The organism is Microbacterium sp. Leaf288 (genome assembly GCF_001422925.1).
In the GTDB taxonomy this organism is placed as follows: Bacteria; Actinomycetota; Actinomycetes; order Actinomycetales; family Microbacteriaceae; genus Microbacterium.
The window spans coordinates 505,366-530,454 of the sequence record NZ_LMNI01000010.1 but is presented as its reverse complement, the minus strand read 5'-3'; the positions used below and the strand labels follow the sequence as shown (position 1 = coordinate 530,454).

Here is a 25,089-nt window from a genome sequence, read left to right as displayed (position 1 = left end):
ATCGTTCGGGTCGAGCCGGGCTGTCGAGTGGAGTGTCGACGGCGCTCATCACGGACCCTCCTCGGTGGACCGGGCCTCGTGCTCCGCGATGAGCCCGTTCAGCCGGTCGAGGACATGCGTCAGCCCCCGCAGCGTCGCCTCGGCCGTCGCGTGATCGAGGCCGTCGATGAGCTGCGCGCCGAGCTCGGTGTGCTCGGCATCCATGGCGCGCATCGCCTGTTCGCCACGCGGCGTCAAGGTGACGAGCACGGCCCGGCGATCGTGGGGGTGCGGCTCGCGGCGTGTGAAACCGGTCGCCTCGAGCCCGTCGACGAGGGTCGTGATGTTGCGGGGCGTCACACCGAGCGCCGTTGCGAGCTCCGCCTGGGTGCGCGGGCCTTCGTGGAAGACGAGCCAGAGGATGTGCGTGCGGGCGGGCGTGAGGCCTCGGCGGTCGAGCTCGCGCTCCTGGTCGGCGCTCAGCACCCCGGACAGCGCGAGAAGCGTGTCGAGAATCTGAGTGCCGGACATAGTGAACATAGTACATGATCAAGGATGGCCACCACTTCGCTCGGCGGGTGCGAGCTCTACTTCTTCTTGCCCTTGCCGGGTGAGGTGGGGGTGGGCTCAGGGGCGGGTGCGGGCTCCGGCGCCGGTGCGGGCGTAGGGGTGACCGTCTGCTCCGCAGGCGGAGACGATGTCTCCGGAATCGGGGCAGTGGGGGTGACCGGCGCCGCGGCTGCGGTGATGGCCGCGCCCGGCGCATAGCCGTCGGAGCGTATTCGCAACGAGTCGAACTGCGCGGAGCCCACGGCGACGAGGAGGCCGAAGCGCCCGTCGGCGAGGGCGGCGTTGTACGCGCGCGACGCGATGAAGACGCCGTTGAGTGTCAGCGACACCGAGGCGCCCTTGATCGTGACGAAGAGGGTGTACTTCGTGCCGGCGGTGAGGGCCCGGCTGACCGTCTGGTCCACGACGACGCGTCCGCCGGCGACGTGTCCGAAGACGACCGCCTGCGCCGCGAGATCCAGCACGATGAACTTGTAGTCCGACGTGCTGTAGTAGTCGTACACGAGGCCCGCGCGCGAGCCCGCCGTCAGGGTGACCGCCTGGGTGATCTCGAGGTAGGCGTTGGGCGACACCGTGCCGCCGATGCCGGCGAGTCCGACCACGGGCCTGCCGCCGGCCACGGTGCCGCTCACAGTTCCGGTTCCGGGTACGAGTGCGCCGCTCGGCACCTGGCCGACGATTCCGGGGCCGGTCGTGAAGTCCTCGGTCACGTCGTACGTGATGGTGGGTGGCAGCACCTGGACGGAGACGCTGTCGAACTGCCCGCGCGCTTGGCTGGAGCCGACGCCGACGAAGCCCTTGTTGAGGCCGACCGCCTCGCCGTCGATGATCCGCGGGGCGAAGGTGTGCGTGAACGCGGTGGTGCCGTCGAGCACGACGCTCACCGTGGTGCCGTTGACCGCCACCATCATCGTGTACCACTTGTTCGACTTCACCCCGCCGGTGACGACCGATTGGACGTCGACCATCCATCCTGCCGACGTGCGACGGCCCATGACCAGCTTGTTCGTGGACTGGTCGACGCCGGCGAACTTGAAGTCGGTGGGGGAGAAGTAGTCGAAGATGACGTAGGCATTCGCCTTCCAGCCGCCCGTCGGTTTGGTGAGGTACACCTGCGCGTGGATCTCGAAGTAGATCGGCAGGTACTGGTCGATGTAGTACACCGCGACGGCGTCGCCGGTGGTCGAGGCCGCGGTGACCGTGAGGGCGCCGCCCTGCACCTGGAACACGCCCGAGTCGGCGAAGAAGTCTTCCGCGCCGTCGGTGAACCCGGCGGACCGCAGCACGTCGCGCTTGCCGCCCGGCACGTTTCCGGGCTGCGGATCGCGCGGGCCGCCGGTCTGGTCCTGCCACTGCGGGTCCTTCTGCGTGACGAGGCCGATCTCACCGTACGGCTCGCCGTTGCGCGGGATGTAGGTCGGCCCCGACAGCTGCGCGACCGTGAAGTCCGCGCCCTGCGCCGCGGACAGCGCGTACAGGAATTCGAACAGTGCGGGCGGCACCTGGCGGCTCACGGTTCCGAGGCCGAACGGCGCGAACGGGACGAGGTAGCTGTTGAACTCGCCGACCCAGTCGATCAGCCGGTCGCCGCCGGTGTTGGCGATGAGCACGTCGAGGCCCGCGCCGCCGACGGCGCGATCCTCGTAGGTGCCGTGCGTGTCGGGCTGGGTGTTCTCGCCGGCCGCGGTCGTCAGGACGTCGTCGACGTTGAGCAGGTCGTTGCCCCAGCCGCCCCACAGCGTGTCGCGGCCGGTGCCGCCGACCATCCAGTCGTTGCCGTTGTCGCCGAACAGCATGTCATCACCGTCGGAGGCCACCGTGCTGGTCGCCGTGCACGTCCCCTGGTTGTTCGACGCGGAGCAGCCGGTGACCAGGCGGCCCTCGGTGTGGACGAAGTTGAGGAACCACTCTCCGCCGTCGATGAGAACCTTCCGCATCGGGAAGTACTCGTCGTACCGGTCGAACTCTCCCGTGACGGGGTCGAAGGCGAGGAGCGTGCCGTCGTTGAACGGCCGGGCGAAGTCGCTGCGCTTGCCGCCCACGCCGTAGCCGAGCGGGAGCGCCTCGGCGCCCGAGATCGCGTCGTCGCCGGAGCCGCCGTGGATGAAGTCGGCGTCCCAGCCGCCGAAGATCACGTCGTTGGCGTGCAGCGGCGTGAAGTCCACGTCGAACACGTCGCCGTTTGCCGCGAAGGGGGTGAGGTCCACGCGCTTGGTGAGCTGTCCGGTCGGGAACAGGGTCGCCACCTGGACGCGGCCGGGCGTGGTGATCTCCACCTGCGCGCTCGCGGTGGTCACGCCGTTGAGGGGCTCGGTGGTGCCGTTGCGGCTCGTGAAGATGCGACCGTCGTCGCCGAGGATGCCGTCGACTCCGGTGCCGCCCGAGATCCAGTCGTGGCCCCATCCGCCGATGAGATCGTCGTCACCCGCATCGCCGAAGATGACGTCGCCGTCGCGGCCGCCGTACACGGTGTCGTCGCCCGACTCGCCGTGGATCTCGTCGGCGCCGCCGATGTCGTCGGCGAGCGCCCCGGCGGCGAAGTCCGGTCCGCCGGGCGTGTAGTCGAGCATCACGACGGCGCGGGGGAGCAGGCGCATCTCGCCGACGCCGGTGTAGTTGTCGTAGGTGAATGTGCGGTACTGGGTCGCGCCGCCGGCGCCCGCCGCGACGAGGCGGAGGATGCGGCCGTTGTCGCCCACGATGTTGTCGGAGTCGCGTCCGTGCAGAGCCGTGTCGTCGTTGCGGCCGACGTCGGTGCCCGCGCCGCCGAAGATCATGTCGCCCGTGTCCGGCCGCCGGTCGGGCGTGGCGAGCGAGAACAGATCGGAGCTGCCGCCGACGATGTCGTCACGGCCCAGGTTTCCGAAGATCACGTCGGAGCCGCCGCCGCCCTCGATGTAGTCGTCGCCGTCGCTCGCCGCCTCGACCGAGGGGTCGAGGACGAGATCACCGGCGGCGTTGCGCGAAGCGCTCACGGCCTCGTCGATGGATCCGTCGCCCTGGATGGTGTCGTTGCCGAGCTGCCCGAAGATCGTGTCGTCGTGCGCGCCCCCGGCGATGTCGTCCGCACCGAACCGGTCCGCCGCGGTGCCGAGCTCGTGATCGAGCAGGGTGATGCGGAAGTCGCTCCAGGCGGTCGGACCTGCCGGGTCGTTCTGCCAGTCTGCCGTCACGTTCGCGGTGCCGGCGGTGGAGGCATCCGTGCTGTAGATCTGGCCGTTGCTCAGCACCCGGAAGCGCGGGCTCGTGTGGTTGCCGAACGTGAGCGAGCGGTCGAGCGAGACGTTGTCGCCGAAGATCAGGTCGCGATCCGCGCCGCCGTCGATCCGATCGGCTCCGGTGCCGCCGATGAGGATGTCGTCGCCCGCCTCACCGCGGATCGTGTCGCCCGCGCCGACCGCGTTGTCGGTGATGCCCAGGCTGATCACGTGAAGCGCGCTCGCGCGGACGGCCAGCTGCAGCAGGCCGTGGTCGCCGAGCACGATGTCGGCGCTCGCTCCGGCGGCCACGACATCGCCGGCGGCGCCGCCGAGCACCAGGTCGATGCCCGAGCCCGATGTGATCGTGTCGGCCCCGCCGATCGCCGGGTCGGTGGTCTCGATGCGGCCCGCCGGGAGCGGGACGCCGCTCCAGAGCGAAGTGGCGGGTCCGCTGTCGGCGGTGAAGCGTCCGTTGTCGCCGATGACGATGTTGCGCCCGTCCGATACCGCGATCGTGTCGCCGCCGGTGCCGCCGATGACGAGGTCGTCGCCTCGACCCGTGGTGATCGTGTCGTTGCCGCCGAGAGCGGGGGCGATCGACCACACGCGGTCGATGTCGGCCGGAGCGCCGTCGATCGCCCAGTCGATCGAGGCGTGATCGCCGATGACGATGCCGGTGCCGTCGGAGGCGGTGGGAGTCTCGCCGCGGTTCGTCGTGATCCTGTCGCCGCCCGCGCCGCCGAGGACGATGTCGGCGCCGAGGCCGGTCGAGATGACGTCGGCGCCGCCGATCGTCGGGTCGACCGTGGCGAGCCAGCCGAGCGGGCGCACGGCGCCGTCAGTGACGTCGCCGACCCCGCCGTGGCCGGACTCCGCCACGACGTTGCCGGACGCGTCGACCCACCGCACCACCCCGCGGTCCCCGAACACGATGTCGCCGCCTGTGCCGCCGTGGAGCGTGTCGGCGCCGATGCCGCCGAAGATGACGAGCGGCAGCGTCGACGCGTGGCCGTTGACGACGTCGTCGTCGGTCGTGCCGGCGGGAAGGATCGCGCCCGATGCGGGCATCACCGCGGTGACGGTCGAGGACCGGGTGACCTCGATCACGACATGCGCCGCCGAGCCGTCGCGCTGCGGCGCCGTGGCGAACGACAGGATCCCGCCGCTCACGGAGAGCTCGGACGCCGTGAGCAGGCGGCCGTTCACCCACACGCGGTATCCGACGAGGTCGCCCATGGCGCCGAGCGTGTAGGTGCCGGTCGACTGGACCGCCCACGTCGTCAGGTGGAGCAGCACGGTCACCACGTCGCCCGGCAGCAAGGAGTCGAACAGCCCCGCCGTGTCGAGGCGGGACGACACCACATACAGCGTCGAGTCGATCGTCGTCGTGACGCCCGCGCGGGTGACGGTGATGCCGGCGACGATGTCGGCGCGCAGCGGCTCGTCGCCGTCGTCGAGGTCGGTGCCGAGCCCGATCACGTTGTCGTTCGGGCCCTGCGTGTTCAGGACGAAGAAGTCGTCCTCCGCCGCGGACAGGTTCACGGTGACGGTGTCGTTGCCGAGCCCGGTGTTCAGCCACGTCGTCGTGCGCACGCCGGCGCGCACGTGGGTGCCGTCGATCAGGATCGTGTCGGCGAAGCCGCCCGACCAGATGCGGATGCCGTCGGCGAAGGTGCCGTCGGCCGCGGCGCGCCACGAGATCCCAGCCGGCGCCAGCCCGGTGACGAAGATCTCGCCGTTCGGGGCGAGCGCCGCGTCCCGGGCGATGGCGGCGGCGGCAGCATCCGTGATGAGGACGTTCGTGTCACCGGCGCCCGCACCCTCGTCGCTGAGGAGCAGAGTGTGGCGGCCGGCGCCGAGGTCGAGGTTGAGCGTGCCCTGGATGAGGTCGAGGTCGCCGGCGAGGAACTGCGGCTTCTGAGCGACGCCCACGTCGGCCCGCGAGGAGATGTACACGCGGTCGTCGCCGAGGCCGAACGAGACGTTGGTGATCGGCAGCGTGCCGCGGATGTTGAGCACGTCGCTGCCCGAGCCGAGCGCCAGGTTGAGCGTCTCGAGCCCGATGTAGCGGATGCCCGCCTGCGCCGAGGCATCCGTCGCCGGCGCAGCCACGGCTGCACCGAGGGCCGCCAGCCGGATCGTGATCGGGTCGGCCGGGTGCTCGTTGACCTCGCCGCGGAAGCCGATGAGGTACGCGCCGCCCACGAGCCACACGTAGACGCTCCCGGCGCAGCGGGTGCGATCCTGCTGGCCGCAGCTCATCGAGACGCCCGGATCGGCTCCGGCGGTGTGCGGGTACAGGAGGGACTGCAGAGCCGAGCGGACGGCTTCGGCCGACGTGCCGGCCGCGAAGGTGACCGCGCCGATGCCGGTGGCCACGCCGCCCTGCACCTGCGACAGCATGACGGTGAACGCGCCGCCGCGCGGCGTGACCGAGTAGAGGCGGTCGAGCGGACGACCGAGCGCGTCGACGGCGGTGCGCGGCGCCATGTCGAGCCCGGTGAGGGTGTCCTGCGTGAGCCAGCCGAGGTCGGCGTTCGTGTCTCCGGCGTCACTCAGGTTCGCGACATCCGTCCCGACGCCGCCGTCGAGCACCAGCAGGGCCGCCAGCAGATCCAGGACACCGGATGCTGTGCCCACCGCGAACGTGTCGTCGTCGGTGTTGCCGTACAGCGGCGCGGCCGCACTCGACGGACCTCCGATCACGCGGGTGTGGCCGTCGATCGTGCGGATCGTGAGGAGGTCGTCGCCGGGACCCGCGTCGATCGTCGTCGTGCCGGCGTGCGTCGACTCGACGGTGAACCGGTCGTCACCGTATCCGAGGCGGATGGTGAGGTCCTCGAAATCGGCGTAGCGGATGCCGCCGAGTACGGGGCGGCCGGCGAGGGAGTAGTCGCCCGCCATGCCCAGGCCGGTGATGCGGTCGCGCGTGAGCGTGCCCGAGTCGTTCGCCGGACTGTCCTCGTTGTGGACGATCAGGACGTCCACCTGCGCGGACTCGATCGCTTCGCCGGTGCTGGCGGTGACGGGAGTCGGGTGTCCCGAGCTCTCGCCGGGCAGCACGATCGGCAGGTAGTCGTCGAGTTCGAGCGACACCGGCGGGTTCGGGTCGTCGCCGCCGGACACGTACAGCGGTCCCTGGATGAGGTGCACGCGGCGGGCGGCGTCGGCAAACTCCTGCACATCGTCGCCGTCGACCTGCGCGTCGTCGAGTGCGCGCACCGTGACGGTGACCGCCGATGCCCAGTTCGCGGCCGTGAAGGCGAGGGTGAGCGACGAGACCCAGGCGCTGCCGTTCCAGATCTCGAGCTGGCGCTCGTGGCATCCGTTCGGCAGCCCGCAGTCGGCGCCGCCGATGTCGAGCGTGAACGAGGCGATCGCGTTGAGCGTCACGCGCACGGTCTCGCCGGCCGCGGGGGCCCTGGTGAGTCGTACGGTGTACGACGCGGTCGCGCCGAACTGCCCGGTCGTCGCGCCCTCGACGAGGCGGAGGTCACCGCCCGTAGGCGTGATCACGACGCCGGCCGCGTCGCCGTCGTGCACGAGCACGCTCACGCGATCGACGACGGTGCCTGCGAGCTCCGCCACGTAGACCCGTCCGCCCACCACGAGGCTGGTGCCCCACGGATCGAGGACGGTGATCGTCGTCGCCGTGTTGCCCGCGATCGTGCGGTAGGCCGCCGTTCCGTTGGCGTCCACGAGACGCAGCAGCGAACCGCTCAGACCCCCTGCGGTGTTCGGAAGCGTGACGCCCGAGAGCGTCACGGTGCGGCGATCGGCCGAGATCGCGACGACCGTGCCGACGAGCTCGCTGTCGGTGAGCGGCGCCGCGTACCCGACGATCGTGAACGCTGCACCGGCGCCGGGAGCAGCATCCCACTCGCCTTCGATCTCGATCGTCGTCGCGGTGTTGTTCCAGATGCGGCGCACCTGGCCCGCGGCAGGTCCGCTCGTGATGGTGATGAGGTGGCCCTTCAGCGCGCCGTCGGCCACGACGACGCCTGAGAAGGCGAACTCGTTCGCGACTCCGGCTGCTCCCGCCACGGTGCCGGTGCGGCGGTCGCTCGACAGGATCGCTGCGGTGAGGGCCTGCACGTGCTGGCCCTCCACGGCGGTGTCGTCGATCGCCCGCACGTACAGGGTGCGCGCGCCGGCGGCGACGAACACGAGATCGAGCGTCGGGGACCAGGTGGTGCCGTTCGTCGAGAGCAGGAGGCCGACCGGGGCCGAGACGCGCACGGTCACCGAGCCCTGGGGCGCCGCGGTGACGCGGACCTCGTAGGTGGCGGTGGTGCCCCCCGTGCCTGCGGCATCGACCGGCTCGACGACGCGGATGCCGCCGTCGGGCAGCACCACGGGAACCTCGGGTGCGTCGTCGTCGATGACGCGGACGAAGGTCGTCGCGACGAGCGCTCCGCTGTACTCGCCGCCCACCACGATCGCGTCGATGGGAGCGAACCTCTCACCCTCGGCGGCCAGGTCGCCCGTGGCCCGCACGAACACGGTGCGCTGAGCGGTGTCGCCGATCGTGAGGGTCACCGACGTGCTCCACGACACGCCGTCGAGCGACAGCTCGATGGCCCGCGCACGGCTCGTCGAGCTCGGGTCGACGGCCGGGCCGGAGAGCGTCACCGAGACCGCGACGCTCGGAGTGCGCGTGAGACGCACGGTCACGGCACCCGTCGCTGCGCCCTCGGCGAGGACCAGCGAACCGCCGACGGGCGCGACCACGACGGTCGGCTCATCGTTGTCCATGATCTCGGTGGAGATGCCGTCCACGGGCAGCAGCGCCCAGGCGCTGTTGGCCACCGTGCTCTCGACCTCGTGACGGATGAGGCCGGTGTGGCCCAGCAGGTCGTTCGCCTGGACGGCCGGAGCGGCGCTGCCGACCTCGATGCGGTCGGAGCCCAGCCCGCCGAAGATCGACAGCTCGACGGCCGGGTTGGTCGACAGCACGTGGAAGACGTCGTCACCCTCCATCCCGTAGATGGAGACCCGCTCGACGTTGACGAACCGGATGACGCGGCCGGCGCCGTAGACGCCGCCCGACGTGATCACGAAGGTGTCGCCGAACTCGGTGCCGATGATCACCACGAGGTCGTAGCCTGCGCCGCCGTCGATGTTGACGGGCGCGTTCGACGCGTACTGGATGAAGTTGCGCCCCTCGCCGGCGTTGAGGGAAGTCAGTTCCGACTCGCCCACGAACGAGCGGATCACGAACGTGTCGTCGCCGCCGTCGCCGTACAGGTTGAGCGTCGCGACGTTGCGGAACACCTCGAAGGTGTCATCGCCCGTTCCGCCGTAGACGTTCGCGGTGAACGACACGCCGCGCGTGAGCAGGCCGCGTGTGGAGGAGAAGAAGGCGGATGCCGGGAACTCGCTGTCGGGCACGTACGCGGTGTAGAGCTGGCCGAAGCGGAAGCGGTCGTTGCCGGACCCGCCGTCGACCGTGAGCACCGAGGCGGTGTCGTCGAACGCGAACGTGTCGTCGCCCGTCAGGCCGTTGACCAGGACGCCGCCCGTCATCTCGGTGCCGTAGGTCACCTTCTCGGCCGAGCCGAACTGCCCGGAGGTCGCAGCGGGCTGCGAGAGCGCCGCGACGAGGGCGCGGGTCGCGTTCCGGCGGAACAGGAACGTGTCGTCGAGCGACGAGCCGTTGACGATGAGGACGTTGGTGCCGCCATCGGCCACGTCGCGCGTGTTGATCCGGCTGTTGCCGACGCCGAACAGGTCGATGACGAAGTGGTCGGAGTGCGCGCCGCCGTCGAGGTCGAGGACTTGTCCGTCCATCGGGTTGATGCCGACGGGCCCGGGCGCGGCATTGACCACCAGCCAGTCGGCCCCGTTCTGGCCGAGGACCGTCGTCGGACCCGAGAGCCCCTCCACGAACACCCGGTCGTCGCCGTCCGCCGCCCGGACCGTCGTCGCCGCCGCGTGGGTGGAGTCGACGTTGAGCACGTCCGAGCCCGAACCGAGCGTGAGATCGAGCGTCTCGAACGCGGCATAGTCGACGCGGCCGTCGGTCATGGCGAGTGTCCCGGTGGTGACGGAAGCACCCGCCGGCACGAGGGGGTGTCCGGCGACCGCGGTGATCGTGAGCAGACGCGCCCACCCCGCGGCTCCCGCGAGTGCGCCGGTCCAGGCGACGGTCCAGCGGGTGCCGGCCTTCGTGACGACGACGTTGCCCGCGCCGACCATCGCGGCGATCGCCGCCTGCACCTGCGCTGCGGTCGCGTCGAAGGCGAGCTGCCCGGTCGTGCCGAGGCCGGTGACGGCGAGGGCGAACCGGCCGTCGACCGCACCCGCGACGGTGACCACCTGCACAAGGCTGGGCCGCGGCATCCCTCCGGTCATCCCCAGTCCTGCCACCGACGTGCTGCTCACGACACCGATGCGATCGAGCACGGTCGCGGCGTCGTCGAGGAACAGCGTGTCGGTGCCCGAGCCGCCCGAGATGGCGAGGGGCGCGGTGATGCCGGTCAGGACGCCGCCGGTGCCGGTGAGGGTCGAGCTCACGCGCACGGTGTCGCTGCCCTCCCCGGTGCTGATGGTGGTGGCGCCCGCGACGCTGCGCACGATGACGGTGTCGGCGCCGTTCCACGTGGTGAGGGTCGTCGTCCCGGTGTGGGTGGAGTGGATCGTGAACGTGTCACCGCCGGAGCCGAGGTCGATCGTCAGCGCCTCGAGGCCCGAGTACGTGATGCCGGCGGTCATGCCGAGACCCGTGATGCGATCGGCGGTCAGCTCACCGGTGTTGGGCGCGGTGTCGCCGGTGTCATCCACGGCGAGGAGGTCGGCACCGAGGATCGCGCCCGGGCCGGATCCGCCCGAGACGACCAGGAGCGCAGCGATCGCGTTGACGTTTCCGCCGGTGTTCGTCCAGGTGGTGTTCGTGGTGCCGGCGCCGGCGGCCCGCGAGCCCACCGCGACACGGTCGGTGTGCTCACCCGTGAAGATGCGGTGCTCGACCTGGATGGCCTGCACGGCCACGCGGTCGCCGCCGGCGAGCGTGCGGAGCTCGACGAGCTCCACGCCGGAGTGCGTGATCGTTCCGAGCGTCGTCATCACGCCGGCGTCGTCGAACGCGACACGGCGGATGCGGTTCGCCTGCGTCCCCGCCGGTGGCGCGGCCACCACGTCGACGATGAGATCGTCCGGAGCGGTAGAGCCCCAGACTTCGAGCCGGTCGGCGCCGGATGTGTCGACGACGTGCACGGCCAGGCCGGTCGAGCGGGTGAGCTCGATGCGCACCAGGTCGGCGCCCGGCCCGGCGTCGAGGTACGCGGTCCCGGTCCACGGCGTGGCCGCGCGGACGGACCCGGCGACCGTGACCGTGCCGTCGGCGTCGCCGACGAGGATCGTGGTCGCCCCGCCACCAGTGGACGTCAGGCGCGCGGTCTCGAAGATGCCCTTGAGATCCTCGGCGATCGAGCCCACGCCGAAGTCGGTGCCGACGGCCAGCCCCACGACGAACAGGTTGCCGTAGAGACCGAAATCGCCGGTGGCGAAGGCCTCGACGAGCGTGTCGCTGCCCCCTTCGTCGAAGAACTGGTCCTGACCGGCCCCACCGGTCACCGTGTCGTCGCCGAGTCCGGAGTCGATGACGTCATCGAACATCGAGCCGACGAGGGTGTCGTTCTCGGTGCCGCCCCGGAGGGTCAGCGCGAGCTGGTTCGCCGTGACGCCGGCGGCGGAGATCGAGTCGGCGCCGCCACGACCCTCCACGACGAGCGCGTCGCCCTGGCCGCGCACGCCGCCCGAGATCCAGACCGCATACGCGGCGCCAGACGTGCGTGTGACCTTGGTCTGGCCGCTGTCGGTCGTGACCGCGAAGGTGTCACCCGCCGTGTTCGAGCCACGGACGGTCACGAGATCCGTGCTGCCGGTACCGAGGGCGACGTCGACCCGCGTCAGACCCGACGAGTTGCCGGTGACGTCGTCGAGGGTGATCTGGTCGGCTCCCGCGCCGGCGTCCACGATGAGACGCTCGATCCCCGAGGTCGTCTTGACGACGCCTCCGAGGTCGAGGCTCAGCGTGCTCGTGGCCGGGTTGGCGACCGTCAGCAGGTCCGCTCCGCCGCTCAGCGAGAGTGTGAGCGAGTCGGTGCCGGACCCGCCGATCACGACCTGCGTGTCGCCGGACGTGAACACCGCGACGGTCGCTGTGATGAAGTCGTCGCCGGACCCGCCGTCGTAGCGGCGGGCCAGACCCGAGAGCGTGTCGTTGTCGCCGCCACCGTTGAGGCTGTCGGTGATGCTGCTGCCGAACAGCTGGTCGTTGCCGTCGTCGCCGTTGAGCGTGACCGTGCCGGAGCCGGTGTGACGCAGGATGTCGTTGCCCGTGCCGCCGTTGACGGTCGCGCTCGCCGTGCCGGTGACCGTGATCGTGTCGTTCTCGGAACCGCCGCTGAGCACGCTGCCGGAGCTCGAGCCCTGCAGCAGGATCGTGTCGTCGCCGGACCCGCCGTCGATGGTGACCGGGATCTCCACGCTGGGGTCGATGACGAGGTTGTCGACGCCGTCGCCGAAGTTCGCGTGGATGCGCTGCACGTTCGCGTAGGTGCGGGAGTACCCGAACGCCGTGATCCGGATGGTCGCGAGCCCGTTGTTCAGGCTGCCGATCTGCTCGATGAACACGGTTTCGTTCGTCACCGAGGTGGCGACGTTCCTCGCGGTGCGCTGCGGACTGCCGCCCACGTTGACGTAGAGGTCGCGATCGGTCGAACGCCACGCGCGCAGGTCGTGGTACGGATCCGGGTTGCCCGTGGTGCCGTTGCTGGCGAGGTAGGGCACGACCGGGAACGACACTGTCCCGATGGTGAAGGTGTCGCTGCGCGAATACCAGGTGCCCAGGATCTTGAACCGCACCGTGATCTTGAAGCGCAAGGGCACTTCGCCGAAGCCGTCCCCGTCGCTGTCGACGCCGTCGCGGGAATCTGCGGAGACGGAGAGGTCGAGCCCGACGCCGAGGCTGATCTCGAAGATCTTGAAGTCGAAGTACACCTCGACGCTGGCGCCGCCGCCGATGAACAGCGTGTACCAGACGATGCCGTCGTCTTCGTGCTTCAGGAACGACACCTCGAGGTGGAACTCGCCGCGGATGCCCATGAACGAGCCCCCGAGCTGCATGCGCCCCGACAGCTTGAGGCTGAAGTTGCCGTCGGAGTTCAGGAAGATCGAGCCGGACAGGTCGGCGATGAAGAAGTTGAGCGTCGCGTAGGCATCGAGATACCAGCCGCCGGAGGAGTACGTCGTGTCGGTCGCACTCGTCTTGCCGACCTCGATCGTGAAGCCGGCGTCGAAGCTGAACAGCCGCAGGAGCGTGACCGAGCCGGTGAGCTGGAGCTTGAATCCAGGATCGACACCGTTGCGGCGCTCGCCGACGGTGTTGATGCGCAGCTCGCCGCTCGCGCTCAGGCTGAAGATGAACGCATCGGCCGAGGCGCTGACGGCCACGGCCATCACGAAGCCGTCGTCGTACACCCCCGCCCGGCCGGTGGCCCGGAACGTGAGCCCGGCGAGGTTGAAGTCGACGCCGAACGACATCTCGAAGGCGCCGGCCGCGATGCGGATCTCGGCGAAGCCGGAGCCCCGGGCGAAGCCGAGGAAGTCGATCGCCCCGTCGAGCCGGAGCAGGAATCCGGGCGCGACGCTCGTCGAGCCGATCAGCTTCGCCGACCCGGTCGTGTTGAGCTGGATGACCGCGCTCGCCGAGAAGCCGATGCCGATGTCCTCGCCGAAGCCCACGTCGAGGGCGATCGCGAACCGGGCGACGACGCCCTGGCTCGTGATGGAGAAGCCGGAGTCGACGATCGTGAGCTCGCCGAACGGATCCAGCGCAGCGCGGCCGTTGACCAGGAGAGACAGCTCGGACGCGCTGATCGTGAGCACGACGTGTCCCGTGATCTCGAGCACGTTCAGCACCTTGAGCGATCCGTACATCTCGAGGCGGAAGCCGGCGATGACGTTGATCGTCTGGTTCTCGACGATGAGCCGGTTCTGCGCGTCGCGGGCGAACCCGCCGAATACCGGGCTGCCGTTGACGGTCTGGGACTCGACCACGAATGTGCGGATCTGACGCGCGTTCGAGAAGGTGTTGATCTCGAGGAGGAACTGGCCGTTGAGCGACAGACCGGGGATCGCATTGACCCCGAGGGTGAGCTGCACGCGCCCCACCACGCCGGTCTGCGCGCCGACGTAGACGGCGAGATTCAGCGCGCCGGTGAGGGATCCGAGGTAGGGGATCGTCGTGCCGACCATGCCGTCGACCTTGAGATAGGCGGTGCCCGTCGGGTCGATCGCCGCCGTGATGCCGATGAAGCCGGTGAGGGTGAACGCTCCGCCGATCGTCAGCTCGGCCTGGATCGCGGCCACGACGTAGATGCTCGGCCCGGTCGCCGACGGATCGGGCTGGCCGTCGATCCCCGGGGGAGCGGCCGGGATGTAGAACACCGGCGCCTGCCCCGGCAGCAGGAGCGGCAGGAACGCGTTGGGCACGACGAAGGTCTGATCGGCGAGCGTCGTGTTGAAGATGACGTTCACCGAACCGGTGGCCGAGAAGAGCGAGCCGACGTTGGGCAGCCCGATGCCGACGCCGGTGGCGACGCGGATGCTGCCGGCGACGCCGGGCAGCGGGCCGTCCGTGCGGATCATCAGCAGACCAGTGACGGAGCCGTACTCGAGCCTGGCCGAGCCGTAGCCGAACGAGAGGTGACCGGTCAGGAACATGTCCATCTTCGGCGTGGGGGGGTCCAGCGAGATGTTCAGGTACACCCCGCCCTGCACCCGCATGAGCTCCGTGCCGCCGGGGGCGACGATGAGCTGACCGAGGATCTGGAACCCGAAGCTGAACGGCTGCAGGACGAAGGTCTCGGTCAGATCGGAGCCGCCGGGACCGACACCGGGGAGCGTGATGACCTCGGTCTTGACCTCGTTCGTGAGGTTGATGCGCAGCTGCGCCGAGCCGTCGAGGTGGATGCCGAACTGCTCGAGGAACTCGAAGTTCATCTCGACGGACGCGACGCCCCAGAACTGCGGGATCGGGTGCATCGGGTTGGTCGACTCGTCGCCGACGAGCAGCACGAAGCGTCCGGCGGTGGCGCCGAGGGTCCCGAGCTTGTAGACCTCGATCTGGCCGACGAACGTCAGCATGAACAGGTTGCGCGTCGTGTCGATCTCGAGGACGACCTCCGCGTGGATGTGCAGGAGCGGCTCGTCGAGGAAGTCGCCCGCCTGCAGCATGATGCCGCCCGAGAGCTCGATGAAGAACGACGTGCCCTGGACGATGAGCTTGAAGGTCTGCACGCCGCCGTCGGCGAGGTTGCCCGCCGTGTCGCGCCAGGCCCCCGGCGCGAACGTCACGGTGACGGTGCCCGCGGACAGGTCGGATGCCAGCGTGTACGAGTAGCGGGCGATGCCGTCGCCGAACTGCACCCCGGCGTACGTCATCGCCTGCGTCCCGCCGCCGGTGAGCGTCAGGTCGTCGGCGCCCAGGCTCGTGGTGTCGACGGCCGCGCCCGCGACGGGGCTGAGACGCACCCCGATCCATGTGCGCGGCCGGATCACGGCGTCGGTGAGGTTCGCCTCGGCGGACGCTGCCGCGGGGTGGCTCGCCGCCGAGTAGATGACGCCCTGCGTGTTCTTCCACGACCCGTCGACGAACGCCACGGTGATGTCGCCCGCGACGTGGCCCGAGAAGAAGTAGCGGTACGTGGTGCCGGTCACCAGGAGCGCGGCGCCGATGACGTCGAGCTCGGTCGTGCCGACCTTCACGACGATCTCGGAGTCGGCGTCGGTGATGGTCGCGCCGTCGATCGGGAGGCCGCCCAGGGTGTGGAACGTGATGTCCACCCAGCCGCGCTGCGCGAGCTCGCCGACGTCGAGCACGGATCCCGGCGTCGGGTCGATGAGCGCCGCAGTGGGGGCGGTGACCGTGAAGGCCTCGGTCTCGGCCGAGTTGAGCACCCCGCCGATGTCGGCGAAGCTGCCGGCCCGGAACGTCATCGTGTAGGAGCCGACCGCCAGGTTCGCTGTGAAGGAGTAGCGGTAGGTGTCGCTCGTGCCCACGCGGACCGGTGCGGAGAGGGTGATCAGGTTGCCTGCGGCGTCGCGGAACTCGAGCTCATCGCCGTTGATGGTCGAGTGGTCGATCCCGGAGCCGGAGGCGCCGCGGAAGCGGATCTCGAAGTACTTGAGGCCGTTGACGAGGTCTCGGCCGATGGTGGCGCCGGCGATCTGGCGGACCGTCGCCTCGTTCGTGGTCGGCGTGGACGGGTTGTCCGGCACCGTCTGCACGACATCGCCGGTGGCGCCCACGACTTGGAAGGACTGGGTGAGGGTCGTCCCCGCCGGAGGCCCGCGGTCCGGATTCACGGTGAACGCCGTGAGGTCGAACACCACATCCACGCGGCCCGGGAGGAAGGTGCCGCGCAGGAGGAACCGCCAGGTGTTGCCGCCGAGGGGGACCACGCCCGTGATCTGCACCCCGTTCGCCCCAGGGCCGCTGAGCACGAACTCGTCGCCGTCGACCGAGCCCGGGACGATCGCGTAGGTGATCCCGCCGACCGACACGGGCGGAATGAATGTCACGTCGAGGTAGGTGACCTGGCGGTCCGCCGCGTCGATCGTGACCGCCTGCGGGACCCCCGCCGGGGTGCCCGCGGACGGCTGCGCGCCGGTGTAGGCGGTGGTGCCGTCAGGGAGCGTGTACGACCAGCCGCCGGCCAGGAAGGTGACCTCCACGTCGTCGCCCGCCGCCAGCGGTTCGGCCAGCTGGTACCGCACCCAGACGACCCCGTCCTCGCTGGACAGCAGGGTGCGCGCTCCGAGCGTCACCATCGCGCCGTTGACCTCCAGCGTGATCTCGGGGAGGCCCGCGATGAGGGTGGCAGTGTCGATGAGCAGTCCCGTCGGAACCGCGAACGGCACGTCGATGTAGTCGCGCTCGGGCGCCGTGTACGCGGCATCCGGAACCGGCGTCGTGGTGTCGGAGTACCCGACCTGCACCGCCGCGATCGTGACGGAAGACGTCGAGGCGGCCGCCGTCTCGCGCTCGACCACGACCGGCACGATGAACTCGAAGGCGCCCGCGCCCGCGCGGATGGCGCGCGACGTGTCGCGCACCACGGTCCAGCCGTCGGCCGACGCGGTGAACACGAGCGCGCCGAGACGACTGATCACGGATGCTGCATCGACCGCGTAGCCGGACGGAAGCCCTGCGCCCGCAGCATCCGGGAACGTCACGGTGATCTCCGCACTCCACGCGAGCGGCGGCTGCGGTGCCGGTGCCGGCGCCGTGACGGAGGACGCCGTCGGGGCGACCGCCGCGAGGTACGACCAGCCGCCCGCGAGCCGGGTCAGCTGCACCGAGAGGCCTGCTTCGTACTGTCCCGTGAGCCAGAAGCGGAAGCGGAGCGTGCCGGCCGGCGCGCCGGTGATCTGCGCGGGCGCACGGGTGCCGTCCAGCACGATCGTGCCCAGGCCCTCGCCGAAGAGCTCGAACTCGGGTGCGAGGTCGAGGATCGAGGCGATGTCGAGGTTCCGGCCGTTCACCGCGGCGTCGAAATCGACGTCGACGTACGCCGTGGGCGTGACGGTGAGGGCCTGTCCCGGCTGGGCGCCCGCCGAGACGGTGCCCCGGTAGCCGAGCGGGCTCGCGGCCAGCGTGGCGGTCAGCGCGCCGCTGCCGACGATGGTGACGATGACCGGGATGCGGAACTCGCCGGGCGTTCCCGTCGCCGTGATCGGCGCGGATGCGTCGCGCGTCAGCGCCCAGCCCGTGCCGCCGAGTGTCAAGCCGGCGAGGCGGCTGATGACGGAGTCGGGGTCGACGGTGAAGCCGGCGGGAAGCCCGAACTGTCCACCGGTCGGGAACAGGATGCCGACGCTGCCCGCGCCCGTCTCGGTGGGTTCGTCCGTGACGGTGAGCGCACCGCTGAGCGTGAACAGGTACGACCAGCTGCCGGACAGGAACGTGAGGTTGACCGCGCCGGTGGTCGCGAAGCGGCCGGTGAGCCAGTAGCGGTACGTCAGGGTGGTCGTGGTCGTGTCGACGAGCTGCGGCGCCTGCGTGCCGTCGAGCTGGATCGTGCCGAGGCCTGGGCCCGACAGCTGGAACTCGGCGGCGAGATCGGTGATCGACGCCTGGTCGATGGTGAAGAGCGTCGGCTTGGTGAACGTGACCGTGATCCACGCCCGTCCGTTCACGACGTTGATGTCGACCGAGGCGCCCGGGGTCGGGTTCGTGATGACCGCGGTCGCACCGGTCACGGTGAAGGACAGCTGCGTGGCGACGCTCGGGGCGCCGGCCGTCGTCCCCGCGGCCGTCGTGAGGTCGGCGTTCTTGACCGCGCCCTGCGCGAAGTCGATCACCCAGCGCCCCATGCCGAGGTCGTCCGTGCCGATCGCGTAGCGGAAGCGGGTCGTGCCGCTGATCCGCACTGCCGCGGTGAGCAGCTGGGAGTCGGTGATGGCGTCGACCTCGACCCCCTCGGTCTCGGCGAGCGAGGCGCGTGTCAGGACGTCGACGCGTGCGCCGTCGGCCATGTAGAAGGCACCCGTGCTGTCGACCTGCAGTTCGGCGAGCGTCATCCCGCCCGCGGTCGTCACCGCGAGGATCGGCACAGGGCGGGTGAAGGTGAACACCCGAGGCGGGTCGGACCCCCGGGTGAGGGTGAACTTCACCTGGTCGGTCAGGACGCTCGCGAGGTCGAGGCTCGCACCGGGTGCCGGCCTGTACGAGATGTCGAGGTACTTCGTCGAACCGGCTGCCCCGTTGACGACGCCGACGTCGATCGTGCCGCCGTTGCTCGTCGGACCTCCGAGATCGATCACCGGCGGTGTGCCGGTGGCGATCGGGTCCGCACCGTCGAGCACGTCGAACGCGACCTCGTTGCCGGACGAGTCCCGGAAGCCCATCTTGAGCTTCCCGTAGATGGTGAGCAGGCGCACCTGGTCGGGGAAGTCCGCGAGGAAGAGCACCGTGGCGTCGCCGTTGGCGACCTTCGACAGATCCGCGTACAGACGGCCGCTGATCGAGATGTTGTCCTGCGCGAAGTTCAGCTTGCCGATGATCAGGATCTTGCCGTCGGTCGAGATCTTGACGATCACCTGACCGTTGAACACCGCTTGCGACGTGAAGATCGAATAGATGCGGGCGGACCCGGTGATCACCATCGGCGACGTGAACGCGGCGGCGAAGCCGCTCTGGCCCGGGTTCGTCGAGATCGTCCGGGCCTGCAGGGCGACCTGGTTCTGCAGCGACACCAGCCACTCGGCGGCCGAGAGCACGGTCGGCAGCTGGAAGGCCGACGAGCGCAGGGCGAACGGATCCTCGATCGACGGCAGCGTCTTGAAGAACTCGACGCCGGCGGCGAAGTCATTGAGCACCAGGCCGATCTGCGGCACCAGCATGATGCCGCCCGGGATGTTCGCCGTGATGTAGACCTGCAGCGGACCGAGCTCGGAAAGGCCCAGTCGCAGGCCGAACCCGGCGAGGCCGGCGATCGAGATCGTCCCCTCGAGGCCGAGGTAGAACACACGCTGATGCACCGCCGTCGTCGTGTCGAAGACGCCGATGATCGAGTAGTTCGAATCGAGTTTCAGGATGCCGCCGACCAGCCCTGCCGACACCTCGCCGCCGAACATCTTGCCCTTGACGGTGACGCCGATCGAGTCGATGCCGATGATCGGGAACTTGCCTTCGAGCAGCAGCGACGGCTGGATGCGGATGCCCTGGATGGCGCCGGTGATCTGCAGGCCCTGCAGCCCCTGGATGCCGGTCACGCTTGCCGAAAGGATCAGCACGAAGTCGCCCGGGCGGTTCTCGACGTCGTCCCACTGGATGCCGATCGCGTCGATGCGCACCGGGAGGAACGCCGGCCACTTGAAGGAGTCCCCGGTCGCGGAGCCGACCGAGAGGAACACTCCGAAGCCCGGCAGAGCCTTGAAGGAACCGTCACCGGTGATCGCGAAGTTGCGGCCCTCGCCGGCGATCACGAGCGAGCCGATCGTGACCTTCGCGCCGACGGCCTGCAGCTGGACCATGTACTCGGCGCCCTCGGCGCCGGTGTCGAGGCGGAAGTCGCGGGCCGTGAGGGTCACGTACGTGCCGAGGCGGATCTCGAGGGTGTCGACGGTGAGCTGGAACGCGTCGACCTTGCCGCCGCTGAAGGTGAGCGCGATGCGGAACGCCTCGTCGTCGGGCGAGCCGTCCGGCCGGCGGTCGTCTGCCGTCAGACGGTCTGTCAGGGTGGCGCCGTAGGCGCGGCCGGGGAAGAGTCTGGCGCCACCGGTCGCGATGTAGATCTGGCCGGTGAACCCGGCGGTCTCGGAGCTCGGCGCGCCGGCCGGCGGGAAGCGGACCTCGAGGCCGGAGACGCCGACACGGATGTCGTCGAGCTCGAGGATCCCGCCGAGTGTGATCTTCCGGTCCGCCGCCGTCGGCGCCAGCGTATTGCCCGGATCCGGCGTGCCGCCGGTCGTCGGGGCGATGCCGTAGGCCAGCTCGGCCGTGCCGAGCCGGAAGCCGTTGCCGTAGACGGTCAGGCCGGGGATGAGCCCCGCCCCGAGTGCGACGTCGTTGTTGGCGTTGATGTTGGAGGACGCGGCCGGGTTGTAGGGCCGCAGCGACCCGGTGATCCCGAAGGACGGGAGCGTGATGGTGGCGGTGTTGATCTTGACGATCTCCTGGTCGATGGCGCCCTTCGGGTCGTAGCCGATCTTGATGCCCGTCGCCTGGAGGCGTGCGACCCCGGGGATCTGCGCATCGAGCGCGGCGACCTGCAGACCCCACTTGCCGGTGAGGCGGATGTCGACGTCGCCGCCGAGGAGCCCGAACACGTCGACGGCGAGCTCGAACGAGCCCTGGATGCCGATGAGGTCGACCGTGACGCCGGAGCTCGTCTGCGCCGCCGACTGCTGACCCGTGGTCGGGTTGCCGCCGAAGGCGAGCGATGCCCGCTGGACGCCCACGATCACCGAGACGAGCACCTTGCCGTCGGCGAACCCGAAGCCGCCGAGGCCGATCGTCGGGCCCTGCAGCGTCAGCGGACCGAGCGCGAGCGGACCGCCGGTGGTGATCTCACCGGCCGCCGCGGGCGACACCGTGACCGACAGGCTCTGCGTGCCCTGCGTCGGTCCGCCGGACTGCACGATCGCGTCGCGGTCGAGCACGATCGAGATCGTGCCGGTGCCGGTGAACAGGCCCAGCGTGTTGTTCGGGTTCTTGTCCTTGAGGAAGTACCGGTAGGTGACGCTGGTCGAGCTCGCGGCGGCGCCGGCGATCAGGAGCGGCGCTCCGACGATCGTGGGGCGCGACCCCGTCATCTCAAGGTCTCCGACGAGGCCGCTGATCGTGAACGGCGCAACCGTCGCGTTCTCGATCGGTCCCTTGCTGATCGGGCCTGCCGGCAGCGTGCCGCCCGCCCCATCGGGCTTCGGCAGGTTCGTGAACGTGATGTCGATGTAGCCCTGCGCGTTCAGCTGGGCGAGGCTGATCGCCGGCGTGGCGATCGACGCGACCGGGGCTGATACGCCGCCCGGCGCGACGGGCGCCAGCCGGAAGAACTGCTCCTGTTCGCCGACCAGCGACGCGCCGCCCGCGGTCACGCTGCCGTCGATGAAGGTGATCGTGACGATCGCGGCGCCGGGCAGGGCGGGGCCGGTGATCGCGTAGTCCCAGGTGTTCGGCATCCCCGCGACCGCCACCGCTGTGCCGGGCGTCCAGGTGCCGGAGGCGCCGGCGACGCTGATGGAGAACTCGGGGTCGACGTCGGTGACCGAGGTCGCGAGGATCGTGCCGCTCGAGGGCGTGAAGCGCACCCGCAGCGTCGTGATGCTCGATCCGTTGAACACCGAGCCGCGGACCGGGTTGACGAGATCCGCCGTCACCACCGGAGCGGGCTGGGAGCAGATCGGCCGCGGATCCGCCGCGACGCAGGCGGTCTGCGCGACCGGCATCGCCGAGAGCATGGAGAACGCGGTGAGCTTGAAGTTCACCAGCTGGAAGCCGTTGACCGGCGAGATCGTGAAGCTCGCCAGGCCGCTCATGCTCGCGACGCTGGTGGCGCTGAAGCCCACGAAGATCGAGGCGTTGGACAGCGCGAGCGCCAGGGTTCCGTCGATCTGACGGTTGATGCGGAGCGAGCCGCGCAGGCTCACCGTGTCGCCCGCGCGGATCTCCATGCCGGTCGCGGCGAAGCTGAAGGCGCCCGCCGCCACGGAGCCCGCGGCGATGGCGTTCGCACCTGATCCGGTGGCGCTCGAGAAGGTGAACGTGGTGGCGTCGGAGGTGTTCACCTGGAACTGCACCGTGCCGACGATGTTGAGCCCGTCGAGCCCGAGCAGCGCGAGCTCGCCGGTTGCGCGCAGCGCCCACCCGGTGACGTCGCGCTTGAAGTCGACGGAGGCGTTGCGGATCAGCACGCCGACCGCGGCGGGGTTGAGCCCGCCGCCCGCGAGCTTCGACGGCCCCGACCCGATGAAGATCTCGAGGCCCGATCCCGAGAACGCGTCGCCGCTGATCGCGAACTGACCCGCGCGGATCTCGAGCACGTCGCCGAAGCTGAAGTCGAGGTCCTGCACGATGAACTGGAAGACGGGCGCCGCGGGCACGTCGAGCGTGAGGGTCTCGCCGCCCACGACGATCGACTGCGTCACCTCGGCGCCCGTGGTGTTGACGGTGAAGCCCAGCGAGGCCGACGCCGAGAAGCCCGGCACCGCGACCGCGGCCTTGCCCGTGATGATGCCCGCGATGCCTCCGGTGGTCGTCGTCCTGACCGGGCTGGTCGACGTCGTGGCGCCGGGGGAGAAGACGACGAAGAAGCCGGAGCCCTCCACGATGCCGGGGTTGTCGTCGCCGGTGTCCTCGCCGGCATCGAGCGTCACGTTCGCGAGCGCGATCTTGCTGACCTGGTTGACGCCCGAGCCGATCCGCTCGAAGGCGAAGTCCGCGGTGATCGTGAGGGTCTCGGCGCCGTTCTGGATGCCGATCTCGATGTTCTCGGCGGCCACGCGCAGGAACGGCCCCTTGGGCAGCCGCAGCACGCGGACATTGGCCTGCAGGGCCGCTTGGTTGCCGTTCGCGTTCCAGGTGACGGTGTACTGGTTGCCGGCGAGGGCGACCGTCACCCGATCGGTGGCGGCATCCGAGTCGAGGAGCGCCTCGATCGCGGCATCGACGACGGATGCTGCGGCCCCGACCGCGATCGGAGCACTGATCTCGCTCGCCTCGAGCACGCCGTCCTTGTCGGCGTCGATCGCGAGCGTGAAGCTGCCGCTGGGCGCCGACACGGTGATGCGCTGTACCTCGGCCGAGCCTGCCTTGCCGTCGGCCACCGTCGCCACCGAGACGCCGGCGAACTGGAACACCTCGTTCACGACGACCCCCTGGCCGTTCGTGACGAGCGTGTTCAGCTGCAGCGTGAGGTCGGCGGTGATCGTGAGGGGCAGTCCCGGGGTGGTGACGCTGCCGGCGATCTCGCCCGCCATGCCCGTGGGCGTGATGATGAACGCGCCGCGCCCGTTCGTCAGCTGAACCCCGACGTCGTCAGCGGTCGACGCGAGGTCCGTCCCCGGGTCGCCGAGGAAGAGCTCGACGTCGGTGAAGGCCATTCGCACGATCTTGGCGCCGGCGGCGGTCTTGGTCTGCTCGAAGACCGCGACGCCCTTGAGCGTCTGGCCGAGGATCCCGATCGCGGCCGGGTCGCCGACGAGGCCGACCTGCACGCGCAGCGTGTTCTTCGGGATGGAGAACGCGACCGTCGATCCGCCGACCTCGAGCGACGGGTTAGCGTCGATCAGTGTGTTGTTGACCTGCACGATGATGTCGGCGTCGACGGAGACGCCGGGCAGAACTGCGGGGTTCAGCGTGATCCCGGCGACGAGCGCTCCGGCGATGCCGCCGCGGGTCACCTCGATGATCCCCGCGGAGATGGTGGCGGTCACGTAGGTGCGGATGCCGTCGCCGAGCTCCAGCACCACGTCCGACAGCGCCAGGGTGATCCGGCCGCTCGGGGTCTCCTTCGCGAACGCGAAGTCGCCCGTGAGGCGCTGCCCCATCACCTCGAGGGAGATGTCGAGCCCCGCGACCTTGAGCCCTGACGCGATCGTCGCGCCGTCGACCGGGTACGGGTTGACGAGGGTGTTGATCTGGACCTCGAGCGTTCCGGAGAACGACACCCCGGGGATGAACAGCTCCACGGTCGCCTGGATGCGCCCCGCGATGCCGCCGGCGACCGGCCCGCTCTTGCCGACGATGTCGAAGGCGCCGGAGCCGTCGCGCACGACGACGACGTCGCGATCCGGAGTCCCGAGGCGCAGCGACACGTTGGCGAAGCGGATCTTCTGGGTGGTCACGTCGTCGGGCGTGCCCACGCTGCCATCCGGGCCGATCGCCGTGGACTTCTCGAACGAGATGTCGGCCGTGAGCTGCTGACCGGCGATCGTCAGTGTGAGCGCGGTGACCCCGACCCTGAAGTACGGACCGGCCGGAAGCTCGAGGGTGAGCGTCTGGCCCCCGACCACGAACTCCTCGTCCACCGCGACGGGGACGATCTTGGTGCCGACGGTCCGGCGCATGTCGCTGATCTGCACGCCTACCGTCGCGGTGGCCTGGAGGCCAGGGCCGAGGCGGATCGACGCCGTCGCGGTGATCGACGCGCCGATGCCGGCGCTCGTCACGAGCACGAGAGCCGTGCCGCCCGTGAGCCGCATGCCGATGTCGTCCGCGACGTCGGCAGGGGAGTCGCCGGGGGTTCCGCCGTCGTCGCCCACGAACAACGCCACATTCGTCGCCGCGATGCGCAGGATGTTCACGTCGTCGGACGTGCCCGCGCGCCCGTCGGCTCCGCCGCCACGCACCTGCTCGAACAGGAAGGTTCCCGACAGCGACTGGCCGAACACCGTGACCCCACCGGTCACCTCGACGCGCACGAATCGGCCGGCCGGAAGGTCGAGGCTCAGCGCGCCGAGCGTCGTCTTCACCGCGGTGGGCGCGGTGTTGATCTGCAGCCGGGTCGCGAGCCCGGTGCCGAGCGAGAACGGGATGGCGTCGAGGCCGACGAGGTCGATGTTCGCCGAGACGTCGACCGCCATGCCGGCGGAGGTCAGCAGGAACGCACCGCTCCCTCCGGTCAGGCGAAGCCCGACGTCATCGGCGTCGCCGGCGCCCTTCGGGTCGCCCAGGAAGAGCCGGACGTCGGATGCGGTGACCTTGACGACGCGGGAGGCGCCGACGCCCGCCTGCTCGAAGGTGAAGTCACCGGTGAGGGTTTGACCGGCGAGGTCGAGGGCGAGGTCGTTCACCGAGAGGGCGAAGGCCTTGGTTGCCGGTCGGGTGTCG

2 protein-coding genes (1 of these 2 only partly in view) are annotated in these 25,089 nt (G+C 70.2%); both read right to left on the bottom strand.

Annotation, left to right across the window (positions count from 1 at the left end; translation table 11 throughout):
• Positions 1-48: 48 nt before the first annotated feature.
• Positions 49-510 carry a MarR family winged helix-turn-helix transcriptional regulator gene (locus ASF40_RS06495; RefSeq protein WP_056367376.1) on the bottom strand — a complete coding sequence of 154 codons (462 nt, stop codon included), beginning with the start codon at positions 508-510 and terminating at the stop codon, positions 49-51.
• Between the two features lie 56 nt (positions 511-566).
• Positions 567-25,089 carry the 3' portion of a hypothetical protein gene (locus ASF40_RS06490; protein ID WP_157549463.1) on the bottom strand. It continues 12,923 nt past the right edge of the window, so the window shows 24,523 of its 37,446 coding nt (coding positions 12,924-37,446); its start codon lies off the right edge, out of view — the gene reads right to left on this strand; its stop codon occupies positions 567-569.